Here is a 23,913-nt window from a genome sequence, read left to right on the forward strand (position 1 = left end):
GACGGATGGACGGATGAGCGACAAGCAAGAGGCGGCCGGCAAGAAGACTAAGGCCAGGAAAATCCTGTTGCTCGGCGCAGGGCTGGTGGCGCTGGGCGGCGGCAGCGCCGGTGCCGCGCTCTACGCGACGACCGGCAGCCTGTTCGGCGGCAACCATGGTCCGCCGGCGCCCGATGTGCCGCATCTGGTCCCGCGCAGCGGCACGCCCGCAAGCGAGATCGCGCGTTACGCATCGCCGACCGGCGAGAAGAAGGTCGACGGATCGAAGTTCGAGCCGACTTATTATCCGCTCGCCGATAGCCTCACCGCCAATCTCAGCGGCGGCGACGGCTTCGTCCAGATCGGGCTCGGTGTCGCGACCTATTACGACGCGCGGGTCGTCGAGCATGTAAAGCTTCACGAGATGGCGATCCGATCGGCCGTGCTGACCACGCTCGCCGAGCAGGACGCGGCCGCATTGTCGAGCGCGCCAGGGAAGGAGCGTTTGAAGGGCGCCCTGCGCGGCGCGATCAACGATGTGCTGAAAGCCAAGGAAGGCTTTGGCGGCATCGACGACGTCTATTTCACGAACTTCGTCATTCAATGAGCGTGTCCTCGACCCGCAGCCGCGGCGCGGCCACCCGGGACACGGGCGCGATCCCGTTCAGCTTCGGTGCGGACGCGGCGCGGCCGCTCGCCGCGCTGCCGGCGCTCGACCGGATGAACGAGCGCGCCGCAAGGCGTCTGCGCCAACGCCTGGAGCCGATCTCGCGGATCAAGCCGCGAGTCACGGCCGAGCCGATCGTGCTGCGCCGCTTCGACGCATGGAAGGCCGACCAGCCCGAATTCACCAGCGTCAGCCTGTACCGCTTCCGTCCGCTGAAAGGCGGCGTGCTGGTTTCGATCGATCCTGAACTGGTCGGCCGCCTAGTCGACGCCTTCTACGGCGGCCCGGGAATTTATGGTGAACGGCTTGTTAAGGAATTCTCGCCTACCGAGGAGAGGCTGCTGACGCGCCTGTCGGAAGCCCTGGTCGATACCCTGACGGAAATGTGGTCGGAGGTGATACCGGTGAAAGCGCAGCTGAGCTCCCGCGAGACCAATATCGGCCATGCCGGCCTGGTTGCCGGCGACGAACCGGTCGCGATCGCCCGCTTCACCGTCGCCCTCGGGCCGCGGCGCCCCTGCGCGATCGACATCCTCTATCCGTCGGCGGCGCTGCGGGCGGTCGAAGCCAATCTCTCCGTCAAGATCCACGACGACACCGGGATGACCGGCAGCGAGTGGCGGGAGCGGATCTCGGCAGCGCTCGGCGAAGTCCGGCTGCAGGCCCGCAGCGTGCTCGCCCGCCCGACCTTGTCGGTTGCCGAATTGCTTTCGCTGAAGCCGGGCGACGTGATCCCGATCAGCATGCCGCAGCTGGTGCCGCTGCTCGTCTCCGGCCGCGAGATCGCGGTGGGGCGGATCGGCGAGCAGGACGGGCGGGCGGCCATCCAGATCGAACATGTCGAGGGCAGGGGGACAGTGCAATGAGCGACACGCAGACCATCGAAGCGACCGTCATCGAAGCGGACGCGCCGGGCCGCAACTACCGCATGCTTGCCGACATCCCGTTGCGCGTCTCGGTCGAGGTCGGAAGCACCGCGCTTCGCCTCTCCGAGCTGATGGACCTCGCCGAAGGCAGCGTCGTCGAGCTCGATCGCCAGGCCCACGAACTGCTCGACATCATGGTCAACGGCACGCTGGTCGCCAAGGGCGAGGTGGTGACGGTCAACGGCCGCTTCGGGATCCGCGTCGTCGACGTGATCGCCGCCGATGCGCGCCTCGCCGGGATCGAACGCCGGATATGATGACCGCCTACATATTGAAGCTGCTGCTGCTGGTGCCGCTGGTCGGCGGCATGGCCTTCGCGGCGCTGTGGATGTGGCGCAAGGTGCAGCCCGGGATGGCGCTCGGCCAGCGCGAGCGGCTGGTCAAGCTGGTCGACGCGGTGCCGCTCGGCGCGACCGGCCGGCTTGCCGTCGTCGATTTCGCCGACAAGCGCCTGCTCGTCGCGGTTACCCGCGCCGGCGGCGTGCAATTGCTGTCCGAAAGCATGGCGCCGGGAGCGGCGGGCGATGCGTAAGTCCGTCCAGCTCGCACTGCTGCTGGCAGCCGGTGCCGCGGCATGCCTGATCGCCGAACCGGCGCTTGCGCAGCAGGCCACCCAAGCGGCCGTTCAGTTGACCCCCGGGCAAGCCGCGGCGGGACAGGCGGGCGCGCTCGATCGGGCGGTGTCAACGATCGCCGGCGACGGCAAGCCGCTGTCGCTGTCGCTGCAGATCCTGCTGCTGATGAGCCTGCTGACGGTGCTTCCGTCGCTGCTGCTGATGATGACCAGCTTCACCCGGATTATCATCGTCCTCTCGATCCTTCGGCAGGCGCTCGGCCTGCAGCAGACTCCGCCCAATCAGGTGCTGGTCGGACTGGCACTGTTCCTGTCGCTGTTCATCATGCGGCCGGTAATCGATCAGGTGAATGCCAGTGCCTATACGCCTTATGGCGACGGGCAGATCTCGATCGAGGAGGCAGTCAGCCGCTCGGGCACCGTCCTCCACGGCTTCATGATCACCCAGACTCGCGAGACAGACCTGAAATTGTTCGCCGATCTCGCCAAGGCCAAGCCCTTCGCCAAGCCTGCGGACGTGCCGTTCTCGATCCTGCTGCCGGCCTTCGTCACCAGCGAGCTCAAGACCGCGTTCCAGATCGGCTTCCTGATCTTCCTGCCGTTCCTGATTATCGACCTGGTTGTCGCCTCGACCCTGATGGCGCTCGGCATGATGATGCTGTCGCCGACGATCGTGTCGATGCCGTTCAAATTGCTGCTGTTCGTGCTGGTCGACGGCTGGGCCCTGACGATGGGCTCGCTCGCCGCCTCGTTCGGGACCTGAGCAACATGGACGGGACCGATTATTTCGTCGGCATCGCGCAGCAGGCCCTGTGGGTGCTGGCGCTCGCCTCGGCGCCGATCCTGATCCCGGCTCTGGTCACCGGCATCCTGCTCGGCATGGTCCAGGCGGCGACCTCGATCAACGAGCAGACGTTGAGCTTCGTCCCCAAGCTGATCGTCGTCGGCCTCTGCCTGGCGCTGTTCGGCACCGCCATCCTGATGCTGCTTGTCGATTTCACTCACGAGATGTTCGCGCGCATCCCGGAGCTGACCCAGTGATTGCGGCGGCCCGGATCGCATGATTCCAAACGGGTTCGCCGGCGTCGAGGCGCAATTGTGGCTGTGGATGGTGGCGATGATTCGTCCCGGCGCCGCCTTCCTCGCCGCGCCGGTGTTCGGCGCCAATTTCGTGCCGCTGCAGCTTCGCCTGATCATCGCGCTGGCGATCGGCATTCCGGCGCTCGGTGCCACCAACTTCGTCCTTCCCGCCGACGGTCTTGGCTCCATCGAGGGCCTGCTGATGGTCGGCGGCGAGGTGATGGCCGGTCTGGCCCTCGGCTTCGCGGTGCAGATCGGCTTCTCGTCGGCAATGCTTGCTGGCGAGACGATCTCGAACGCGATGGGGCTCGGCTTCGCCGGCATGATGGATCCGGCGACGGGTCAGCAGAACCCGATGCTCGGCCAGTTCCTGACCATCCTCGCCACCTTCCTGTTCCTCGGCGTCGGCGGCCATCTGGCGCTCGCCGCGACCATCGTCGAAAGCTATCGGGCGCTGCCACCGGGCGATGCCTGGATGAGCGCCGAGAGCATCCACGGGCTCGTGCTGTTCGGCGGCGTGCTGTTCGCCGCGGGTTTGTCGATCGCGCTTCCGGTCGGCTTCGCGCTGATCCTGGTTCAGCTGGTGATGGGCATGCTCGCCCGCTCGGCGCCGCAGCTCAACCTGTTCTCCGTCGGCCTGCCCGCGACCTTGCTCGCCGGCATCGTCCTGCTCGCGATGGCGGCGCCGGTGATGGGCGATGCGATCGTCGGCGTCGTCCGGCAGGGGCTGGAGGAATCCCGCCGCATCGCGACCGGGGGCTGAGATGGCCGACGGTCCCGACAAGGACGAAAAGACCGAGAGCCCAACCGACAAACGGCGCCGCGATGCCGCCGAGAAGGGCGATGTCCTCCAATCCAAGGAGCTCGGGACCGCTTTGGTGATCGTAGCCGGCGCCGCCTGGATCGCGCTCGCCGGCCATGCGCTGGTCGGCGCGCTCGAGGAGATGCTGGCGCAAGGGCTGAGCTTCGGACCGGAGGCGGTGCGCGATTTTGATCCCGCCGCCGCGACGCTGCGGCTTGCGATGGCGATCGCGGTGCCGGTCCTTGCCTTGTTCGCGATGACGCTGATCGCAGCGATCGCCGCGCCGGCCTTGCTCGGATCGCTCGGCTTCCGGGCCAAGGCCTTCGGTTTCAAGCCCGACAAGATGAACCCGCTGTCCGGCCTGAAGCGCGTTTTCGGGGTCAATGGCCTGATCGAGCTGGTGAAATCGATCGCCAAGGTGATCCTGCTGGGGGCAATCGGCGCCTGGCTGCTGCGCGATCAGTCGCACTTGCTGATCGGCCTCTCGTCGCAGGAAATCCGCCCGGCTCTGTCATCGGTGGGGAGCAGCTTCGTGCTCGCCATCCTGGTCATGTCGATGGCGCTGGCGCTGGTCGCCGGCATCGACGTGCCCGCGCAGATCTTCCAGCGCGCGGCGCGGCTGCGGATGAGCAAGCAGGAGGTGAAGGAGGAGCACAAGCAGACCGAAGGCTCGCCCGAGCTCAAGGCCGCAGTGCGCCGCCGCCAACACGAGGTGCTGCGCGGCTCGGCCCGCTCCGCCGTCGCCGAAGCGACGGTGATCCTCACCAACCCCACCCATTTCGCGGTCGCCTTGCGCTATCGGCCCGGGGAGGATGCGGCGCCGATCGTCGTCGCCCGCGGCCGAGGCGCTACTGCGGACGCGATCCGCGCGCTCGCCGGCGAAAGCGACGTGCCGATCCTCAGTTACCCGCAGCTCGCCCGCGCCCTGTATTTTACGGCGCGGACTGGCCAGGTGATCCGGGACGATCTCTACATGGCGGTCGCGACGGTGCTCGCCTTCGTGTTCAACCTCGACGCCGCACTCGCCGCGGGCACTGTGCCGCCGCCGATCGACGTCCCGCCGGGGGCGCGTTTCGACGAAAAGGGGCGCCCCCAGGCTTAGGCGGCGGGCTCTGGTGGTCCTTGTTCGAGGGTACACGTGCTCCGGTCGGGCTGAGCCTGTCGAGGCCCATCCTTTCTCCTCGGCGGGAGAGGTGAAGGAGAGGGCTTCGACAGGCTCAGCCCGAACGGGTGTGTTTCAGGAGCGCGAGGTTCGAGGGGATGGACGCCGCAGGCTTAAGCACAGGCGCGATCGGTCGTCCTTACGGGATGGTCCATTCCCGCCGTTCGGGCGTGTTCGGGGCGGGACCGAACTTCAAGGTTAAGGCGCGTGATGGACGAACCGGGATCAGCCGAGAAAGAGGGTGTCGCCGAGGCGATTGCGTGGATCGAAGCGGCCTTGCAGGCGGGCTTTGGCGAAGGTGCCTCGCGTTCCGAGCAACTCCGTGAAGCACTGGCTGCGGCGAGGCCCCTCGGTGAGAGGCCATCTCTCGACGCCTGGTTGCAAAGCATCGGCGCGGAGCTGCGGCAGCGCGGCAACGTCCAGAATCCGGCGATGCTCGCGACTGCCGTCGCCGCCCACCTCCTAACGCATCCGCACAAGGGGTTGGAGGTCCATGCCCGAATCGACCCGCGCACGATCCGCAATCTTATTCCTCCTTCCTAAACTTTCCCAGTGGGCGGTCGTCCTTGGAGAGGCACGAAGGGGAGCCTCATGGTCAGCTCGATCAGCTACAGTCTCGGGATCGGCTCGGGTATCGACATCAAGAGCCTGGTAGACAGCCTCGCCGAAGCGGATCGCGGGCCCAAGGAGGCGCTGATCAAGCGGCGCGAGGAGGCGAATGCGGCCAAGATCTCCGCGCTCGCCGAAGCCTCCTCCGCCATCGACAGCTTCGCCGGCGCTCTATCCGGGCTGATCTCCGGCGGCACATTGTTCACCCAGCCGAGCGTTTCCGACTCGTCCCTGGTCGGCGCAACCGCGCTTCCGGGCGCGCGGCTGACCAACCTTGCCGCCGACCTGGAGGTCGTCCAGCTCGCCAAAGCCCAGACCATTCAGTCGGCGCAGCTTGCCGGCGAAGCGGCGCCGGTGGGGCAGGGCGATCTCACTCTGGTCACCGCGGCGGGCAGCTTCGTCGTCACCATCGACGCGAGCAACGACAGCCTCACCGGGCTCGCCGCCGCGATCAACGGCAAGAATGCGGGCGTCACCGCCAGCGTGATCACCGACGGCACCAGCGCGCGGCTCGTCCTCAAGGGTGCGACCGGCGCCGCCCAGGCGTTCACCCTGGGCGTTCCCGCCGGCACCGCAAACGGTCTCGATCGCTTCGCCTTCGGTGGATCGGCAACCGGCGGCATGACCGCGGCACAGGCCGCCCAGGATGCGATCGTCCGGCTCGACGGAGTCGAGGTGCGCCGGCCGTCGAACAGCATAAAGGACCTCGTCCCCGACGTTCAGCTCGATCTCAAGCGGGCGCTGCCGGGCGCCACCGTTACGCTCGGGATCACCCGGCCGGGCGCCGCGATCGAGCAGGGCGTCGCCGACTTCGTCAGCGCCTTCAACGAGCTCAACACTTTGCTTGCAAAAGCGACAGCGGCCGGCGGAGAGGGCAGCGACACCGGCGCGCTGCGCGGCGACGTCAGCATCCGGGAGCTGCAGCGGCGCTTGAAGGAATTGCCGTCAATGCGGCTCGCCTCGCAAGGCGGGATCCACACCCTCGCCGAGATCGGGGTCGCGACCAATCGCGACGGCAGCCTCAGCCTCAACAGCGTGCGCCTCAAGGCCGCCCTGATCACCGACCCTGCCGGCGTCGAGGCCCTGTTTAATCCGACCCAATATTCGAGCTCGCCGCTGCTTTCGATCACCACTGCGATGGGCCGTGCAAAGCCGGGCACCTACACCTTCACCAACGTCGTCCTGGGCGGAACCGGCGTCGATGCCACCGGGTTGATCGACGGCGTCGCCGCGACCGGCAGCGGCAATTTCCTGATCGCGCCGGGCAATTCGGCCGCGGTCGGCCTGGCCGTCGAAGTGAAGGGCGGCTTCGCCAGCGCGACGGTGACGATCGATCCCGGTCTCGGAGGTGCGCTGCAGGGCATTCGCGACGCGCTGCGCGCGCGCTCCGGCCCGATCGCCACCAGCCAGAACCGCCTCACCGAGGAGAAAGCCGACATTGCCGACGACCGGGCGAAGCTCGAGACTCGGTCGTCGGCCTATTACGACAAGCTGCTCACCCAGTTCACCGCGATGGAGCGCCGGGTCTCCGCCTTCAAGGCGACCCAGACCTATCTCGAGCAACAGATCAAGGCGTGGAACGGCGGCAACGACTGATCCGGCCGCGCTGATTTTTTCAAAGGAGCTTCTCGATGTACATGGCGCAATCGCGGTTCGGAGCCGCGCGCACCCGTTACGAAAGCGTCGACCTGTCGAGCCGGATCGAGGCCGCGACCGCGCACGGCCTGGTCGGCATCCTCTTCGAAGAGTTGATCAAGGCCTTGGACGCGATGGCCGCCGCCTGCCGCCGCCGCGACTTCAGCCAGCGCGGCGCGCGTCAGTCGCGCGTGCTGGCGATTTTAGCCGGGCTGGAGGGCAGTCTCGATCACGAGCAGGGCGGCGAGGTCGCCGCCTCGCTCGCCACCATCTATCGTGAAGCCCGCCGCCTCACCCTCGCGGCGGCGCAGGAAAACGATCCCGAGCCGCTGCTGAGGGCGCGCGCGATGCTGGCGGAGATCGCCTCGGCCTGGAACGCGATCGGATGAGGAGAGCCGGTTTGTCTTCCAGGACCGGGAAGGACAGACTTAGCTGCGCTCCCGGATGCTGGCGAAGCGGATGCTCGGCCAATCCTGGGCAAAGCGGCCCATTTCCCATTCGTTGCGCATCAGCAGCACGGGCTCGCCGTCGCCGTCCTCCGCCATGCTGGAACGATGGGTCGCGAGCAGGCGCTTCAGTTCGGAATCGTCGTCAGCGCTGACCCAGCGTGCGACTTCCCAAGGTGAAGGCTCGAAACCGAGCTTCAGGCCATATTCGGCCTCCATGCGGGTCGAGAGCACGTCGAGCTGCAGGGCGCCGACAACGCCGACGATCCAGTTGGATCCGAGCGCCGGCTTGAAGATCCGGATCACGCCTTCCTCGGCGAGATCGGACAGGCCCTTGCGCATCTGCTTGGATTTCATCGGATCGCCGAGATGGACGCGGCGCAGGATTTCGGGTGCGAAATCGGGGAGGCCGGTGAAGGCGATGTCGCCGCGCTCGGACAAGGTGTCGCCGACCCGAAGGGTGCCGTGATTCGGGATGCCGACGATGTCGCCGGGACGGGCGAGCTCGGCAAGCTCACGGTCGCGGGCAAAGAAGGTGATCGGATTCTGGATGCTGATCGCCTTGCCGAGTCGCGGATTGGTGAGCTTCATCCCGCGCTTGAGCGCGCCGGAGCAGACCCGCATGAAAGCGATACGATCGCGGTGGTTCGGGTCCATATTGGCCTGGACCTTGAAGATGAACCCGGAAACCCGCGCTTCCGACGGCGCGACCGGGCCGTTGCGCGCCGGCTGGGGCCCAGGCGGCGGCGCGAACGTGCTGAGGCCGTCGAGGAGCTGGCGGACTCCGAACTCGCGCAAAGCGCTGCCGAAGAAGACCGGCGTCAGATCGCCGTTGAGAAACGCGTCGAGATCGAAGTCCGGATAAGCGGCGCGCGCGAGCTCGCCTTCCTCGCGCAGATGGGCAACGGCATCGGCGGGCAAAGTCTCGTCCAGCAGCGGATCGTCCATGCCGGTCATCTGAACGACGCGGCCGGGAACGGTGCCGTCGCTCTTGTCCGCGAGCAGCAGCTTGTTTTCGGCATAATCGTAGATGCCGTGGAACAGCCCGCCCATGCCGACCGGCCAGTTGCGCGGCGAGACGTCCAGCTGCAGCGTTTCGGCGATCTCGTCGAGCAAATTGAAGGGCGATTGGCCCTCGCGATCGACCTTGTTGATGAAAGTGACGATGGGGATGTTGCGCAGGCGGCAGACCTCGAACAATTTGCGGGTCTGCGCCTCGATCCCCTTAGCGGCGTCGATCACCATGATCGCGCTGTCGACCGCGGTGAGGGTTCGGTAGGTGTCTTCGGAAAAGTCCTGGTGGCCCGGGGTATCGAGCAGGTTGAACAGGATGTTGCCGACCTCGAAGGTCATCACCGATGAGGTGACCGAAATTCCGCGCTGCTGCTCGATCGCCATCCAGTCCGAGCGCGCGCGCCGGCGGTCGCCGCGTGCGCGCACTTCGCCAGCTTCGTGAATCGCGCCGGCGGAGTAGAGCAATTTCTCGGTCAGCGTGGTCTTGCCGGCATCCGGGTGCGAGATGATCGCGAACGTGCGCCGCTCGGCCGGCTGGTGGTCGGTCCGTGCTAGAAGGGCCGCTTCGCTCATCGTCAAACTCCGTCGCCGCGGGGGCCGCCAAGCCGCCGCCTGCAGATCATGTCTTTGGGGATTGCGCCCACATAGGGGAGATGGGCGCACATTGGTAGGGGAGTCTGAGGCGGTGGCGAAAGCGGCGCTTTGCGAAGGCGCCGGCATGCACGGGCTCGGCAGTCGCTACGCGATCGTCTCCAGCAAGGTGAAGCGCACCGGGATGATGCTGCGCACGTCGATCGTGCCGTCTCGCTCTTTCTCGACGACGCTCAATTGCTGGACCTCCTTGCCGCCGAGCGGAATCACCATCCGGCCGCCGGGGGACAGTTGGTCGAGCAGGGCACGCGGAACCTCCTGGGCGGCCGCGGTGATCAGGATGCGGTCGAACGGCGCATGCTCGGTCCAGCCGCGCGAGCCGTCGCCGACGCGGATATCGACATCATGCCCAAGCGCGCCCAGCCGGAGGCGGGCACCTTCGGCGAATTCCTCGACGATTTCGACGCTCCACACCGCAGCGCCCATCTCCGCGAGCACGCAGGCCTGGTAGCCGAGCCCGGTGCCGACTTCGAGCACCCGATCGCCGGGGGCGACATCGAGCAGTTCAAGCATCAGCGCGCCGATGAACGGCTGCGAGAGCGTCTTGTCGAAGCCGATCGGAAGCGGGCTGTCCTGGTAGGCGGCGGCAGCGATCTGCGCCGGTACGAACAGATGACGCGGCGCTTCGAGCAAGGCGGCGCGGAGGTGCGGATCGAGCTTGCTCTTGCCGATCTCGTCCTCGGCGAGATCGACATGGATGTCGATCACCTCCACCATATGCCGGCGGAGGATCGCCAGATGCTGTTCGGTCATCGGCTTCATGCGGGGGTAACGGCTTTCCGGGCGATGCGTTGCGTGCCGTGCAGTGCCATTGATCCATGTGAGCCTATGCGCAGGGCGCGATGTGGCCGCCCCTGTGACGGAACCGCTCGCACCGCCCACCCATTGGAGCAAGGAAGGAGCCGGATGATGAGCAATCCCCAAACACCCAATGCGAGCACCGACAGCGCGGACAATCCCAAATCATGGGGTCAGGCCGGCGACGTCGCGCGCGGCGACCCCGACAAGCAGGCGAGTTTCAACGGCGCGACCGGTGCCGGCCAGTCCGGCGGCGGCGCTTACCCCAATCCGCATACCGGCAAGGAAGGCGGCAAGAACGAAGGCTGGATGGGCCATGGCGGCCAGACCGAGATGCCTTATCACGGCAGCGGTCAACTCGGCGAGGAGAAGACGGGCGAGAACGCCAATTCACCGGCGCAGAAGACGAGCACCCGGCAAGACGGGGATCTCTGAACGGGTAGGGGCCGGCGCATCGCGATGCACCGGCCCCTCCCTCAATACGCTACAAGAGGGGTCGATCGCCAGTCTCTCCGCGCTACGCAACTGGCGGAGGGACCGGCCGATCAACGATCCGTTTATGCGTTGATTCGCTTGATCTTGTGCTGAATGGCTCCGACAGCTGCCATTCAACTCCAACGGGCATCCCGATAGTTTCGGCATGCCCGTTCTACATTCCTGCCTTGCCGCGATTTCGGATCATCAGGGGGGTCGACAGCACTCTAGTTGGTGCCATTGCCGTCGACGGTGATCTCGTCCGGAAGCTCCACCTTGACCTTGTCGGGGACGTCGATGTTGACGTTGACGCCGACGTCGTCGGCGGCTCGGCCCAGTCGGTTGCCGAACACGAAGTAGAGCACGGCCACAAGAGCCACGAGCAACAGGATCGCAACGATCCACCCGCCGCCGCCGCGGCCACGCTCCGTGGTGACGATCGTCGTGCGTTCCGTAACCTGCTCGCGAGGCGGTACCGGATCGGGAGATCCGGCGGAATTACGATCATAGTCGCTCATACGCTTACTCCTGTCAGGCCGAGTCCTTTACTTCGAATCGCCGCTGGCCGGGGTCGAAATGTCGATCTTGACGTCAGTCTTGTCGGTTCCGCCGCCCATCAGATTGCCGCCGAAGAAGTAGAAGAGCAGGCCGAGTATTGCGATCAGCAGCGCGACTGCGACGATAGTTCCGCCACCACCGCTGCGCTCCGTCGTCTGGATGATCGTCGTCTCGCGCTCGCGCTCGTGATCGGTCATGGCATCTCTCCATTTTGTTTCGGAGGCTCAACGCAATCCGTGCCTGCCAAGTTCCTGAACAGGCTTTGTCGACGCCAAGCGCGCTCGACAGGAGCGGGCGCGGAGGGCTACGCTGTTGCGCGACAGGGTGGGGGTAGACAATGATCTCGTTGGAGCGTGGCCAGCTAATGGTGATGCGGGTTCGCGCATTCGCGGTGGCGCTGGGGATCTTCGCCGCAGCCGCGGTCGGCGAGGCGGTCCTCCATGAAAGAATGCTTTTACCACGCGGGGTGATAAGCCTGCCCGTGCTGATGCCGCTCATCTGGCTGGTTGCGATCGCGCCCGCCCGGCGTTTTCGCGCCTGGGGCTATCAGCGTACCGAGGACGAGCTTCATGTCCGTCAGGGCGTGTGGACCGAGATCGAAACTCTGGTGCCGCTCGACCGGGTTCAGCACATCGACATAGCACAAGGTCCGCTGGAGCGTGCCTGCGCCGTCTGCCGGCTGGTGCTGCACACCGCCGGCACCGCCAACAGCCAGGTCGTCGTGCCGGGGCTCAGCCGGCACACGGCGGAGAGCATGCGCGACGACATCAGGACGCGAATCCGGCAGGAGGCATGGTGAGCAACATCGTCGCCGATCGGCGCGTCCATCCCGGAACGATCGCGATCCGCTTCCTCAAGGCGGCGCCGCGAACGATTCTCGCGGTGCCGGCGATCATTGCCGTCGCTTCCAACCGAGGCGTTCTCGGCGGTCTGGCCGTCGCGGCCGCCGTAGGTCTGGTCGCCTTGCTGTTCCAATGGCTGCACTGGCGGAATTTTCGCTACGGCGTCGGAGCGCACGAGATCGTCATCGAAAGCGGCCTCCTCAACCGCAACCGGCGGTCAATCCCCTTCGACCGTGTTCAGGACGTGGATATCGAGCGTGCGCTGCTGGCGCGGATCTTCGGCTTGGCGAAAGTGCGGATCGAGACCGGCGCTGGGGGCAAGGACGAAGGCGTCCTAGACAGCGTGACCACCGGGGAGGCGGATCGGCTTCGCGCCGCGGTGCGCGCGTGGCGGGTCGGCGAGAGCGCAGTATTTCCGGATGCGGAAGCGGGTGCGGCAGGAGTCGCGGCGCCGATCGAGACCGGCAGGGCCCTGTTGTTCGAAATGCCGCTTTCGCGCGTGCTGCTGTTCGGCATTTTCGATTTCTCGCTCGTCTATATCGGCGGCGTGTTCGCCGTGTTGCAGACGTTGGACGACCCGCTCAAGACCGTGCTCGGCATCGATATCTACGATGCGGGGCGCTGGATGGGCATCGCCGACAAAGCGACCCATTCGCGGATCTCGGTGGCCGCCATAGTCCTGATCAGCGTGCTCGCGATCCTGCTCGGCGCGGTGACGTCGGTGTTGCGCGTGCTCGCCAGGGACTTTGGTTTCCGGCTGTCGGCCGAAGGCGACCGGTTCCGCCGCGAACGCGGTCTGCTGACTCGCACCGAGGCCGTGATTGCCAAAAAGCGGGTGCAACTGGCCTATGTCGAAAGTGGGCCGATACGGCGCCTGTTCGGCTGGTTCTGGCTGTCGTTTCAGACGCTCGGCGAAGGCAATGATGGCAGCGGTCACCAGGTCGCTGCGCCGTTCGCGCGCCGCGACGAGATCGATCCAATCCTCGCCGAAACCGCGCGCTTCCGGCTGCCGCCCGCGCCCGAGCTGGTCATGGTCTCGCAGCGCCACATCATCCGCGCGTTGATCCGGACGCTCTCGCTGCCGACAGTTGCGATTCTCGTGGCTTCGATCGCCTGGCGGCCGGCGCTGTTCCTGCTCGTCCTGCTGCCGCTGCTCGGTATTCTCGCGGCCCTGGAGCGGCGCTTTCACCGCTATGCGCTCGATGGAGACCTGCTGTTCGTTACCCGGGGCGTGCTGAAGCAGCGTTTGTTCGTCGTTCCGGTCTCGAGCATGCAGAGCATGAATGTCGTGCGTGGATGGCTGCAGCGTCGGCTCGGGGTTGCCAGTCTGGCGATCGACACGGCGGGCGCGCCGATGACAAAATCGCCGCGGATCATCGATCTGCCGTTGGAGGCCGCCCAGGCGCTGGCGGCCGAGATCAGCGCCCGGAGACGCGTAATGCGGGACGCGAGGCGGGCGTGACCCGCGGCGAGGCCGCGGATCACGCCCATCGCGATATCATTCCTCCGGCAGGAATTCCGGCACGGAGAGGTAGCGTTCGCCGGTGTCGTAGTTGAAGGCGAGGATGCGGGTGCCTTCGGGCACTTCCTTCAATTTCTGGGCGACGGCGGCGAGGCTCGCGCCGGAGCTGATGCCCACCAATGTACCTTCCTCGCGGGCGGCGCGGCGTGCCATTTCCTTGGCGTCGTTGGCATCGACCTGGATGACGCCGTCGATCGCGTCGGTGTGGAGGTTGGCGGGGATGAAGCCGGCGCCGATGCCCTGGATCGGGTGCGGGCCGGGCTGGCCGCCCGAGATCACCGGCGACAGGGTCGGCTCGACCGCGAACACTTTGAGGCCCGGCCATTCCTTCTTGAGCACTTCGGCGCAGGCGGTGATGTGCCCGCCGGTGCCGACTCCGGTGATCAGCACGTCGATCGGAGAATCCCGGAAATCGCTGAGGATCTCCTGGGCGGTGGTGCGGACGTGGACGTCGACGTTTGCCGGATTCTCGAACTGCTGCGGCATCCAGCTGCCCTCGATCTCGCCGAGCAATTCCTTGGCGCGCTCGATCGCCCCCTTCATGCCCTTCTCGCGCGGGGTGAGATCGAACTTGGCACCGTAGGCCAGCATCAGCCGGCGGCGCTCGATGCTCATGCTCTCGGGCATGACGAGGATGAGATTGTAGCCCTTGACCGCCGCGACCATGGCGAGGCCGATGCCGGTATTGCCCGATGTCGGTTCGACGATCGTGCCGCCGGGCTTGAGCGCACCGGAGCGCTCCGCATCCTCGACCATCGCCAGCGCAATGCGGTCCTTGATCGATCCGCCGGGATTGGACCGCTCCGACTTCACCCACACCTCGGCATTGCCGAACAGCCGGTTCATCCGGATGTGCGGCGTGTTGCCGATCGTATCGAGAATGCTGCCCGCTCTCATGTCACTGTCTCCTTCTTCGGCTCGTCGCCATTTTCGGGGGGATCGAAGGTTCGCGCAAGGCGAAGTTCGGGGAAGATCCTGGCCCACAACAATGTCACCGCAATTGCACCGAAGCCGCCGGCGATGACAGCTGTCACAGGGCCTATCGCTGCAGCGAGAAAGCCGGATTCCGCTTCGCCGAGCTCGTTGGAAGCCGAGATGAACAAGGTCGATGCTGCGCCGACGCGCCCGCGCATCTCGTCTGGCGTGTAGAGCTGGATCAGCGACTGGCGGACGAACACCGAGAACATGTCGGCGGCGCCGAGCAGCGCCAGGCACAGCAGCGACAAAGGCATCTGGCGCGAGAAGCCGAACACCACGGTCGCGGCGCCGAACACACCGACGGCGGTCAGCATCTTAACGCCGACATTGGTCTTGAGCGGCTTCCACGAAAACCAGATCGCAGTCAGCGTAGCGCCGACGGCCGGAGCTGCCCGGAGGTGGCCGAGCCCTTCCGGCCCGGCATGGAGGATGTCGCGGGCAAAGACGGGCAGCATCGCGGTGGCGCCTCCGAGCAGGACCGCGAACAGATCGAGCGATATCGCGCCGAGCACCAGCCGGTTCTGGCGGACATAGTGCAAGCCGTCGATCATCTGCCGCCAGGGATTCTTCGAGCCGACGATCGCCGTCCGCGGCTTGGGACCGATCATGAACATGCAGAACAATGCGATCAGGAACAGGGCCGCGCTCACCGAATAAGGCGCATAAGGCGCGATCGCATAAAGATAGCCGCCGAGCGCCGGGCCGGCGATCGCGCCGCCCTGCCATGACATGGCGCTGAGCGCGATCGCCCGCGGCAGGAGTTCACGCGGAACCAGGTTCGGCGCCAGCGCCCCGAGCGCCGGCCCGGCAAAGGCGCGGGCGACGCCCAGCAGGGCCGCAATGCCGAACAGCGCAAACAGGGTGACTTCGCCGCTATAGGTCAGCCAGGCGAGGAAGCCGGCGCAGAACAGTTCCAACGCGATCGATGCGCGCGCGATGAAGCGCCGGTCCACTCGGTCGGCGGCCCATCCGGTTACCAAAGTCAGCACGAACAGGGGCACGAACTGGACGACCCCGATCAATCCCAGCTGGAACGCGGCCTCGCGCTGGGTCATCGTCGCCCGGGCAATGTCGTAGACCTGCCACCCGATGACGATCACCATCGCCATCTGCGCCACGGTGGAGGCGAGCCGCGCCGTCCAGTAGAAGCGGAAATCCGGAACGGCGAGGGGATGCGCGGGCGCAGGGGAGGTCATTGCCCGGGCGTTTAGCGGCGCGGTGACCTCGCGGCAACCAGAGGCTGCTGGTGCTGCGCCTGCGCCGCGTGCAGAAAGTCCGCACGTTCCTGCTGGAGAATGAGATGGCCGTTCGTCTTGCCCGATTGCTGCTTACCGCCGCTGCGCTTGCCGCCGCTGGCTGCGCGTCCAACCCGATCGAGCCTGCCGCTTCCGCCCAGGCTCTGCCCTCACGCTGGGCAAGTGTCTCGCAAGGCTTCATTGAAGGCTACTTTCGGCACAATCCGAATTTCGCGGTCAACCAGGGGCGGCATGAATATGACGGGCGCTTGCCGGACTGGAGCGCGACCGGCCTCGCCGACAGCATCGCCTTCCTGCGCGAGTCCATCGCGACCGCGGAGCGCTTCGACTCCAAGATGCTGACGGAGGAAGAATGGTTCGAACGTGCCTATCTGATCGCGCGCGCCAAAGGCGATCTGTTCTGGCTTACCACCGCCGACCAGCCGCACCGCAACCCGGCATTCTATGTCGATGCGATGAGTCCGTCGGTTTATGTCACCCGCAATTACGCACCGGCCGAGACCCGGCTGCGCGCCTATATCGCCTATCTCAGGGCGATTCCGGCGGCGGCGCGGCACATCCGGGTCAACCTCAAGACCCCGCTGCCACTTTCGTTCGTCGAATATGGCAAAGCCGGCTTCGGCGGCTATGCCGAATATTTTCCGACCGACGGCAAGGCGGCGTTCGCATCGGTTCAGGACGCAAAGCTGCAGGCGGAGCTGGATCGCGCAACCCGCGACGCGGTGACCGCCACCCGTGGGCTGGCCGATTGGCTCGAAGCCCAGCGCGCGAATGCGACCCAGGAGTTTGCCCTCGGCGCGGACCGGTTCGCGCAGATGCTGCGCGACACCGAGATGGTCGATCTGCCGCTCGATCAGCTGGAGGCGATCGGCCGCGCCGATCTCGACCGCAACCAGCGCGCCTTGCGGGACGCGTGCGACATTTACGCAGCGGGCGCGACGATCCACGCCTGCATGGCGAAGATGAATGCCGACAAGCCCGCCCGCGGTGCCGTGCAGGGCGCGCGCGACCAGCTCGCCGGCCTGAAGCGCTTCCTCCAGGAAAAGAACCTGGTCTCGATCCCAGGCACGGAGGAAGCCCGGGTCGAGGAAGCGCCGCCCTACAATCGGCAGAATTTCGCCTATATCGACATCCCCGGACCCTATGAGAGCGGCCTGCCGTCGACTTACTATATCGCTCCGCCCGATCCGAGCTGGCCCAAGGAGATCCAGGACGGCTTCGTGCCCGGCAAGGCGGATCTGCTCTTCACCTCGGTCCACGAGGTTTGGCCGGGCCATTTCCTCAATTTCCTCCACGCCAACCGCAGCCGCTTCACCTTCGGCAAGGTGTTTGTCGGCTATGCCTATGCCGAAGGCTGGGGCCATTATACCGAGGAGATGATGTGGGAGGCCGGGCTCGGGGCCGGGGCGCCCGAAATCCATATCGGCCAGATTTCCAACGCGCTGCTGCGCGACTGCCGCTTCCTGTCGGCGATCGGGATGCACACCGGCCGCATGACGATGGAGCAATCACGGCAGCTGTTCCTCGATCAATGCTATCAGGATGAAGGCAATGCCCGCCAGCAGGCGGCGCGCGGGACCTACGATCCGGCGTACCTCAATTACACGATGGGCAAATTGATGATCCGCAAGCTTCGGGAAGACTGGACGGGCAGCCGCGGCGGTCGGAGTGCGTGGGAGGACTTCCACGACCGGTTCCTGAGCTATGGCGGCCCGCCGGTCCCGCTGGTGCGGGCGCAGATGCTCGGCGGAGAGGCGAAGGCGGTGTTTTGACGACGAGTCTTTCCCTTGCCCCGACCCTCTCCCGTAGGAGAGAGGGTCGGGGAGAGCCTGGTTGGTCCGGGAAGAGGCGAAGAAGCGCTCCCTCTCCCCTTCAGGGGAGAGGGTCGGGGAGAGGGGGAGTCCGAAGCGCCTCGCCGATCGCGTAAAGAACGCCTTCGAGGTTGCTCATCACGTCGGCATTGGAAACCGAATGACGCGGTAGCCGCATTCCTGAAGCTTTCGCGCCCGTCTTGAATCGTAGGCTCGGTCCTCCGCGTGGGTGTCGCCATCGACTTCGATCACCAGCATCACCGGCGTTCGGCAGGCAAAGTCGGCGATGTAGCTGCCGATCACGACCTGCCGGCGGAATTTTGCGCCAGCGAAGCGCTTGGCCCGCAACGCCAGCCAAAGCGCCTGCTCCGGCCCGGTCATCTCGCGGCGCATTTTCTTCGCGTAGTCGATGAGGTTGTGGTCGCGCACGGACTCTCCCCCTCTCCCAACCCTCTCCCCTGAAGGGGAGAGGGCTTTTGGCCGCCTTTCGTCTCCCTCACGCCAGATCGACGAAGCTGTCGAGCACCCGCTTGCGGCCGGCATGTTCGAAATCGATTTCGAGCTTGTTGCCCTCGATCTCGGCGACCTTGCCGTAGCCGAACTTGGAGTGGAAGACGCGCTGGCCGAGGCTGATGTCGGTGCGGCCGGGATTGCCGAGCGAGACCGCGCTCGCTTTCACCTCGACGATGCGGGTGGGGTTGCGTTCGAAGCCGCCGGTCACCGCGCGGCGCCAACCCGGGCCCCGGGTGGTGCCGCGGGCGACGTCGGCGAACGGATCGGCGCGTTCGGACCAGTTGGCGCGCCACAGGCTCTCGCCGCCGGACATGCTGCTCTCCTGCTCGATATGAGCGTCCGGCAGTTCGGCTACGAAGCGAGACGGGATGGACGACGTCCACTGGCCGTAGATGCGGCGGTTGGCCGCGTGGAATATGAAGCATTTGTGCCGCGCTCTTGTGATCGCGACATAGGCAAGGCGCCGCTCTTCCTCGAGCGCCGAATTGCCGCCTTCGTCCAGCGAGCGCTGCGACGGGAACACGCCTTCCTCCCAGCCGGCAAGGAAGACGGTGCCGAATTCGAGGCCCTTGGCAGCGTGGATGGTCATGATCGTGACCTTTTCCGTGTCGCGCTCGGCGTCGTTCTCCATGACCAGGCTGACATGTTCGAGGAAGGCGCCGAGCGTCTCATATTCCTCCATCGCGCGGGTGAGCTCGGCGAGGTTCTCGAGCCGGCCGGCGCTCTCGGCCGAGCGATCGGCCTGGAGCATCGCGGTATAGCCGCTCTCGTCGAGCACCAGCCGCGCGAGCTCGCCATGCGGCAATTCGTTCAGCTTGCCGCGCCAGCGCGCGAAATCGCCGACGAAATTGCCGAGCGCGCGGCGCGCCTGCGGGGTAAGCTCGTCGGTGTCGAGCATCTGCGCCGCGGCGGCCAGCAGGGGCTGGCCGGTGGCGCGCGCCACCGAATGGATCTTCTGCACTGCCTTGTCGCCCAAGCCGCGCTTGGGCGTGTTGACGATGCGTTCAAAGGCGAGATCATCGGCCGGCTGGGCGATGATCCGCAGGTAAGCGAGCGCGTCGCGTATCTCCTGGCGCTCGTAGAAGCGGAAGCCGCCGACGATCCGGTAGGGAAGGCCGATCGCGATGAACCGGTCTTCGAACTCGCGCGTCTGGAACTGGGCGCGAACCAGGATCGCCGTGTCGGCGATATGGCCGCCGCGGCGCTGCAGCGCCTCGATCTCCTCGCCGATACGCCGCGCTTCCTCCGGGCCGTCCCACACGCCGACGACCTGGACCTTCTCGCCGTCGTCATGCTCGGTCCACAGCGTCTTGCCAAGCCGGCCGCCATTGTTGGCGATCAGGCCGGAGGCGGCGGCGAGGATGTTCGGCGTCGACCGGTAATTCTGTTCGAGGCGGATGATCTTCGCGCCTGGGAAATCCTTTTCGAAGCGCAGGATGTTGGCGATCTCGGCGCCGCGCCAGGAGTAGATCGACTGATCGTCGTCGCCGACGCAGCAGATGTTCTTGCGCTCCTGCGCGAGCAGGCGGAGCCAGAGATACTGGGACTGGTTGGTGTCCTGATACTCGTCGACCATGATGTACTTGAAGCGCTGCTGATAGAGTTCCAGCACCTCCCGGTTGGTCTTGAGGATGGTCAGCATGTGCAGCAGCAAATCGCCGAAATCGCAGGCGTTCAAGGTCCGCAGCCGCTCCTGGTAGCGCGCATAGAGCTCGGCCCCCTTGCCATTGGCATAGGTCTCGCTCTCGCCGGCATCGACCTGCGCCGGGATCCAGCCCCGGTTCTTCCAGCGATCGATGCACCCGGCGAGCAGCCGCGCTGGCCAGCGTTTCTCGTCGATGTCGGCAGCGGCGATCAGCTGCTTCAGCAGCCGGATCTGGTCGTCGGTATCGAGGATCGTGAAATTCGCCTGCAGCCCGACCAGCTCGGCGTGGCGCCGCAGCATCTTGGCGGCAACCGAGTGGAAAGTGCCGAGCCATGGCATGCCTTCGACGGCATCGCCGACGATCCGCCCGACTCGCTCCTTCATCTCGCGCGCCGCCTTGTTGGTGAAGGTGACGGCGAGGATCTCCGATGGCCAGGCCCGGCGGGTGGCGATCAGATGCGCCAGCCGCGCGGTCAGCGCCGCCGTCTTGCCGGTGCCGGCGCCGGCAAGGACGAGGACCGGCCCTTCGCTGGTGAGCACCGCATCGCGTTGCGGTTCGTTGAGGCCGCGCAGGTAAGCCGGCTCGTGGGCGGTGGCGATGGGCTGAGTCACGCTTGAACAGGTAGGGAACATGGCCTTGCCGGGCAAGCGCGACATTGCTTTTCTGATGGCGTCGAGCGGGCCGGGATGAATGCGACTCAGCGAGGAGAAGGACCATGCTGACCGGAGGCTGCCACTGCGGAGACGTCCGCTATCGCATGCCCGAAGACGTGATTCACTGCAGCTTCTGCTACTGCGTCGACTGCCGCCGCCATGCCGGCGCGCCGGTCGTCGCCTGGGCCGGGGTGAAAGCGGGCGAACTGGTAATCGAAGGGACGCCGAACGAATATCGATCGTCGGCGGATACGATCCGCTCCTTCTGCGGTCGGTGCGGGACGGGGTTATTCTACGTCAACGATGTCGTACTGCCGGGGATGATCGACGTCCAGATCGCCACTCTCGACGAACCCGAGACGCTCGCACCGGCCATGCACGTGCAGGTCGCCGAGCGGCTCTCGTGGATGAAGGCGGGTCGGTCGCTTCCGGAATTCGACCGTTACCCCGGATGAGCCGGTCTTCTCGGGCGGCGTCTGAAACGTCATGGCTTTGTCGCCGAGGCGCGTTAGAATTTCGGGGTGAAAAGGCTGCGCGGAGATAGCATGCGTGGGGAAGTGGATCGGCACGCGCCTGCGGACCTTTGCCGTCGGGGGGTGATCGCTGGAATCGCCGCAATTCCGCTTCTGTCGGTGTCCGCGCCGGCGGCGGTCCAGGCGCCGATCGTCGGCAAGATCGTGCTGGAGGATAACCGTGTCTGGGTCGGCGTCACCGTCGGGGGAAAGCCGCCGGTACTGTTCGTGCTCGACACCGGGGCCGTCGTCAGCATCGTCCAGAAGAGCTATGTCGAACGCCTCGGACTGAAGCGCGGCGGCCATACGCGCCTGGTCGGTGTCGGCGGCGCGCAAGATTTCACCTTGTACGAGGGGCGGGACGTGGTCTTCGGCGGTGCCATCCGTCAGCCGATCGCGGTGTTCGCGGTTCCGGACCAGGATCTCGGACTGGCGCGCGACGCCGCGGGGCTGCTGGCCGCGGGGTTGCTGACGAGCCTCGACACCGATCTCGATTTCGAAGCCGGCGAATGGCGCGTCTACCCGTCCGGACGGCCCGATCGGAAGGGCTTCCGCGAGGTCTCGTCGCAAATCCGGCCGTCCACGCCGGCCGCGCGCGGATCCGAATATATCTATGTCGAGGTCGAGCTCGACGGGCGGAGCTACCAGCTCGTCGCCGACACCGGCTTTCCCGGCCAGATCAGCCTGTTCGGCGATGCGACACGGCGGAGTGGGCTGTGGAATGTCGAGCGGCCCTTTTCACCCATGCAGGTCGACGGCATCGGGGGTAAATCCAGCCGTGGGCGGCTGGTCCGGGCATCGCGGGTCGAACTCGGTTCTATCGGCTTCGATCGCCCGCTCGTCTCGCTTTCGCAGGACAATCACCATCGCGGCCGCGTCGACGGGTTGATCGGCCTTGAGCTGTTCGAGCGGCTGACGCTCTCCACCGACGTTGCGAAGAACAGGCTGTGGGCCAAGCCGAACGGCCGGCCGGCGCGGCCCGAGCGCCATGGCCTGAGCGGATTGTGGCTGGACGATCGTGGCGGCCGCATCGTGGTGGCCGAGGTGAGCCCCGCAAGCTTGGCCGCCGAGGCAGGGCTCAGGGAAGGCGACGAAATCCTTGGCGGGACCTTGCGCCAATGGATCGGCCACCTTGCCGGGAAGCCGGGGGACAGGATCGAATTCGCGCTGCGCCGCAAGGGTGTCGAGACCAAGGCCGTCCTGATGCTGCGCGCTTTTCTCTAAGTCTTGCGCAGCAAGGTGATCTTCGCCTTACCGTAGACCCGCTCGACGTCGGTTTCGAAACCCTCGACCTCGACGGTTTCGTCGCGCGCGGTCTCGACGCTCGCAAAGCCGCCCGGCGCGACCGGGAGATTGGCGAGGGCAGGTGCGGCGAGGCCACTGCCATAAGGCGGATCGAGAAAGACGAGATCGAGCGGCTGGAGGAGGCGGATGCGCTCGGCCGCGCCGGCGCGAACGTCGCCAATGCCGCCGAGCGCCGCGAGATTGGCACGGATCGCGTCGAGCGCGGCGCGATCATTGTCGACGAACACGCATTGCGCTGCGCCGCGCGACAGGGCTTCCAGTCCGAGCGCGCCGGAGCCGGCAAAAATGTCGGCGACCTGCAACCCCTCGAAGCTGCCGACGCGACTTGCGAGCATAGAGAACAGCGCCTCGCGGGCACGATCGGAGGTGGGGCGGGTTGCCTGCCCCTTGGGCGCGCCGATCGGCCGACCCCGCCACTTCCCGGCGATGATGCGCATTACACCCTCTCCCCTTCAGGGTAGGGTGACGGGGAGAGGGGGCGAGCCGTGCGAGTGCCTCGGGCTCCCAGGCTTTCTCCGCCGCCTGCCCCTCTCTCTAGCTCTCTCCCCTGAAGGGGAGAGAGGACATCATGCCCGTTCACTTCAGTTCCTTCCGGAACTGGACCAGTTCGTGCTGGCGCACTTCGTCGACCCCGCCGACCGGGAGGTCCTGGAGGTGGAAGGGGCCGTAGCGCACCCGGATCAGGCGGGAGACCTGAAGGCCGAGATATTCGAGCACGCGGCGGACTTCGCGATTCTTGCCTTCAGTCAGGGTCATCTCGATCCAGGCGTTGCGGCCGGTGCGGCGTTCCAGGTTCGCGTCGATCGATCCGTAGCGCATGCCCTCGATCTCTACTCCGGTGATCAGATCCTCGAGTTGGCTCTGGCTGACCTCGCCAAAGGCCCGGGCCCGGTACGTGCGGGGGATCTTCGACGACGGAAGCTCGAGCTGGCGCTTCAATTCGCCGTCGGTGGTGAGCAGCAGCAGTCCCTCGGTGTTGAGATCGAGACGACCGACCGGAACCACGCGCGGCAGATCACGGGGCAGGCGATCGTAGATCGTCGGCCGACCCATCGGATCGCGTTCCGCGGTGAGCAGGCCGGTCGGCTTGTGGTAGCGGAACAGCCGTGTCGCCTCCGCCGCGCGCACCGGATTGCCGTCGACCGTGACGCCCTGGAGGCTGGCGAGAACGGTGGCAGGAGTCTCGACCGGCACGCCGTCGATCGCGATCCGCTTTTCCTCGATCATCCGTTCGATCTCGCGGCGCGAGGCGATTCCGGCGCGGGCCAGCAATTTGGCGATACGCTGCGGTGGGCCCTTGATCGCCGGGGCAGGTGTCATCGATGCCGCGGCGACACGGCCCGCCGCCGCTGACCGAGGCGCTTCCTCCTGGGCGGCGCGTGGAGCCCGCGGACGCGCGCTTGCGTCCGGCCGCTCGCCGCGGTCGCTGCGGCCACCGCGGGCGCGGGACGCGGCACGAATGTTAGGCCCGCTCTTGCTCGCGGATCCGTAGACGGCTTC

General features: G+C 66.3%; 26 protein-coding genes and 1 pseudogene. 17 read left to right on the plus strand and 10 right to left on the minus strand.

From position 1 onward, the window contains the following. The first annotated feature begins 13 nt into the window (after window positions 1-13). From C7I55_RS13910 to C7I55_RS13960, 11 genes are all read left to right on the plus strand, one after another. Entirely contained in the window at window positions 14-586 is a 573-nt protein-coding gene (locus tag C7I55_RS13910) for a flagellar basal body-associated FliL family protein (protein ID WP_106513574.1), read from the plus strand. After that, window positions 583-1,512 (plus strand): flagellar motor switch protein FliM, encoded by a 930-nt coding sequence (locus C7I55_RS13915; protein ID WP_106513575.1) that lies wholly within the window; start codon window positions 583-585, stop codon window positions 1,510-1,512. The genes C7I55_RS13910 and C7I55_RS13915 overlap by 4 nt, the downstream gene beginning before the upstream one ends. Beyond that, complete coding sequence (gene fliN / locus C7I55_RS13920) at window positions 1,509-1,829, plus strand: flagellar motor switch protein FliN (protein WP_106513576.1); 321 nt, start codon at window positions 1,509-1,511, stop codon at window positions 1,827-1,829. The genes C7I55_RS13915 and fliN overlap by 4 nt, the downstream gene beginning before the upstream one ends. After that, window positions 1,826-2,104: a flagellar biosynthetic protein FliO gene (locus C7I55_RS13925; RefSeq protein WP_199192829.1), complete on the plus strand. Its 279-nt coding sequence runs from the start codon at window positions 1,826-1,828 to the stop codon at window positions 2,102-2,104. The genes fliN and C7I55_RS13925 overlap by 4 nt, the downstream gene beginning before the upstream one ends. Continuing rightward, window positions 2,097-2,909 (plus strand): flagellar type III secretion system pore protein FliP, encoded by an 813-nt coding sequence (gene fliP, locus C7I55_RS13930; protein WP_106513577.1) that lies wholly within the window; start codon window positions 2,097-2,099, stop codon window positions 2,907-2,909. Before C7I55_RS13925 ends, fliP begins: the two co-directional genes overlap by 8 nt. A gap of 5 nt (window positions 2,910-2,914) precedes the next feature. After that, entirely contained in the window at window positions 2,915-3,187 is a 273-nt protein-coding gene (gene fliQ / locus C7I55_RS13935) for a flagellar biosynthesis protein FliQ (RefSeq protein ID WP_106513578.1), read from the plus strand. 19 nt (window positions 3,188-3,206) lie between these two features. Continuing rightward, on the plus strand, window positions 3,207-3,989 hold the full coding sequence (gene fliR / locus C7I55_RS13940) for a flagellar biosynthetic protein FliR (protein WP_106513579.1): 783 nt from the start codon (window positions 3,207-3,209) through the stop codon (window positions 3,987-3,989). Between the two features lies 1 nt (window position 3,990). Continuing rightward, on the plus strand, window positions 3,991-5,130 hold the full coding sequence (locus C7I55_RS13945; protein ID WP_106513580.1) for an EscU/YscU/HrcU family type III secretion system export apparatus switch protein: 1,140 nt from the start codon (window positions 3,991-3,993) through the stop codon (window positions 5,128-5,130). 270 nt (window positions 5,131-5,400) lie between these two features. Continuing rightward, on the plus strand, window positions 5,401-5,733 hold the full coding sequence (locus tag C7I55_RS13950) for a hypothetical protein (RefSeq protein ID WP_106513581.1): 333 nt from the start codon (window positions 5,401-5,403) through the stop codon (window positions 5,731-5,733). Between the two features lie 48 nt (window positions 5,734-5,781). Further along, complete coding sequence (gene fliD, locus C7I55_RS13955) at window positions 5,782-7,395, plus strand: flagellar filament capping protein FliD (protein WP_106513582.1); 1,614 nt, start codon at window positions 5,782-5,784, stop codon at window positions 7,393-7,395. A 35-nt stretch (window positions 7,396-7,430) separates the two neighbouring features. Further along, the gene (locus C7I55_RS13960; protein WP_106513583.1) at window positions 7,431-7,823 is read left to right on the plus strand and encodes a flagellar export chaperone FliS; all 393 of its coding nucleotides are present in this window, start codon (window positions 7,431-7,433) and stop codon (window positions 7,821-7,823) included. A 39-nt stretch (window positions 7,824-7,862) separates the two neighbouring features. Here the strand turns inward: C7I55_RS13960 and C7I55_RS13965 are convergent, their stop codons facing one another. Both C7I55_RS13965 and C7I55_RS13970 read right to left on the minus strand, forming a co-directional pair. Beyond that, window positions 7,863-9,467, minus strand: a complete 1,605-nt coding sequence (locus tag C7I55_RS13965) for a peptide chain release factor 3 (RefSeq protein WP_106513584.1) — start codon at window positions 9,465-9,467, stop codon at window positions 7,863-7,865. A gap of 165 nt (window positions 9,468-9,632) precedes the next feature. After that, window positions 9,633-10,298: a protein-L-isoaspartate(D-aspartate) O-methyltransferase gene (locus tag C7I55_RS13970; protein WP_199192830.1), complete on the minus strand. Its 666-nt coding sequence runs from the start codon at window positions 10,296-10,298 to the stop codon at window positions 9,633-9,635. A gap of 156 nt (window positions 10,299-10,454) precedes the next feature. Here C7I55_RS13970 and C7I55_RS13975 point away from each other — a divergent pair, with 156 nt between their 5' ends. Further along, on the plus strand, window positions 10,455-10,778 hold the full coding sequence (locus tag C7I55_RS13975; RefSeq protein WP_146151026.1) for a hypothetical protein: 324 nt from the start codon (window positions 10,455-10,457) through the stop codon (window positions 10,776-10,778). Window positions 10,779-11,044: 266 nt separating this feature from the next. Here the strand turns inward: C7I55_RS13975 and C7I55_RS13980 are convergent, their stop codons facing one another. Both C7I55_RS13980 and C7I55_RS13985 read right to left on the minus strand, forming a co-directional pair. Next, entirely contained in the window at window positions 11,045-11,335 is a 291-nt protein-coding gene (locus C7I55_RS13980) for a hypothetical protein (protein ID WP_199192831.1), read from the minus strand. 27 nt (window positions 11,336-11,362) lie between these two features. Continuing rightward, window positions 11,363-11,572, minus strand: coding sequence for a hypothetical protein (locus tag C7I55_RS13985; protein ID WP_106513587.1), 210 nt, complete (start codon window positions 11,570-11,572; stop codon window positions 11,363-11,365). A 140-nt stretch (window positions 11,573-11,712) separates the two neighbouring features. Here C7I55_RS13985 and C7I55_RS13990 point away from each other — a divergent pair, with 140 nt between their 5' ends. Both C7I55_RS13990 and C7I55_RS13995 read left to right on the plus strand, forming a co-directional pair. After that, the gene (locus C7I55_RS13990) at window positions 11,713-12,174 is read left to right on the plus strand and encodes a PH domain-containing protein (protein ID WP_106513588.1); all 462 of its coding nucleotides are present in this window, start codon (window positions 11,713-11,715) and stop codon (window positions 12,172-12,174) included. After that, window positions 12,171-13,679, plus strand: a complete 1,509-nt coding sequence (locus C7I55_RS13995) for a PH domain-containing protein (protein WP_158266423.1) — start codon at window positions 12,171-12,173, stop codon at window positions 13,677-13,679. The genes C7I55_RS13990 and C7I55_RS13995 overlap by 4 nt, the downstream gene beginning before the upstream one ends. A 36-nt stretch (window positions 13,680-13,715) precedes the next feature. On the opposite strand, the gene cysK is transcribed toward C7I55_RS13995, so the two are convergent. Both cysK and C7I55_RS14005 read right to left on the minus strand, forming a co-directional pair. Further along, complete coding sequence (cysK, locus tag C7I55_RS14000; protein ID WP_106513590.1) at window positions 13,716-14,636, minus strand: cysteine synthase A; 921 nt, start codon at window positions 14,634-14,636, stop codon at window positions 13,716-13,718. Continuing rightward, on the minus strand, window positions 14,633-15,913 hold the full coding sequence (locus C7I55_RS14005; RefSeq protein WP_106513591.1) for an MFS transporter: 1,281 nt from the start codon (window positions 15,911-15,913) through the stop codon (window positions 14,633-14,635). Before C7I55_RS14005 ends, cysK begins: the two co-directional genes overlap by 4 nt. Before the next feature lie 104 nt (window positions 15,914-16,017). Here C7I55_RS14005 and C7I55_RS14010 point away from each other — a divergent pair, with 104 nt between their 5' ends. Beyond that, on the plus strand, window positions 16,018-17,745 hold the full coding sequence (locus C7I55_RS14010; RefSeq protein WP_106513894.1) for a DUF885 domain-containing protein: 1,728 nt from the start codon (window positions 16,018-16,020) through the stop codon (window positions 17,743-17,745). Window positions 17,746-17,922: 177 nt separating this feature from the next. Here C7I55_RS14010 and C7I55_RS14015 read toward each other — a convergent pair whose 3' ends face one another. Together C7I55_RS14015 and C7I55_RS14020 are read right to left on the minus strand one after the other, a co-directional pair. Next, entirely contained in the window at window positions 17,923-18,213 is a 291-nt protein-coding gene (locus C7I55_RS14015) for an endonuclease domain-containing protein (protein WP_332888424.1), read from the minus strand. Window positions 18,214-18,280: 67 nt separating this feature from the next. Continuing rightward, window positions 18,281-20,554: an ATP-dependent helicase gene (locus tag C7I55_RS14020; RefSeq protein WP_233222211.1), complete on the minus strand. Its 2,274-nt coding sequence runs from the start codon at window positions 20,552-20,554 to the stop codon at window positions 18,281-18,283. A gap of 104 nt (window positions 20,555-20,658) precedes the next feature. Here C7I55_RS14020 and C7I55_RS14025 point away from each other — a divergent pair, with 104 nt between their 5' ends. Both C7I55_RS14025 and C7I55_RS14030 read left to right on the plus strand, forming a co-directional pair. After that, complete coding sequence (locus C7I55_RS14025; protein WP_106513592.1) at window positions 20,659-21,051, plus strand: GFA family protein; 393 nt, start codon at window positions 20,659-20,661, stop codon at window positions 21,049-21,051. A gap of 90 nt (window positions 21,052-21,141) precedes the next feature. Continuing rightward, the gene (locus C7I55_RS14030; protein WP_106513593.1) at window positions 21,142-22,332 is read left to right on the plus strand and encodes a pepsin/retropepsin-like aspartic protease family protein; all 1,191 of its coding nucleotides are present in this window, start codon (window positions 21,142-21,144) and stop codon (window positions 22,330-22,332) included. Here C7I55_RS14030 and rsmD read toward each other — a convergent pair. Then, a complete protein-coding gene (gene rsmD / locus C7I55_RS14035; protein WP_106513594.1) occupies window positions 22,329-22,850 on the minus strand; it encodes a 16S rRNA (guanine(966)-N(2))-methyltransferase RsmD in 522 nt (173 codons plus the stop codon). The genes C7I55_RS14030 and rsmD overlap by 4 nt on opposite strands. A gap of 139 nt (window positions 22,851-22,989) precedes the next feature. After that, window positions 22,990-23,703: pseudogene (locus C7I55_RS28865) on the minus strand (pseudouridine synthase); the annotation flags it as partial. Window positions 23,704-23,913: the final 210 nt, after the last annotated feature.

The sequence above is a fragment of the Allosphingosinicella deserti genome (assembly GCF_003012735.1).
Lineage (GTDB): Bacteria > Pseudomonadota > Alphaproteobacteria > Sphingomonadales > Sphingomonadaceae > Allosphingosinicella > Allosphingosinicella deserti.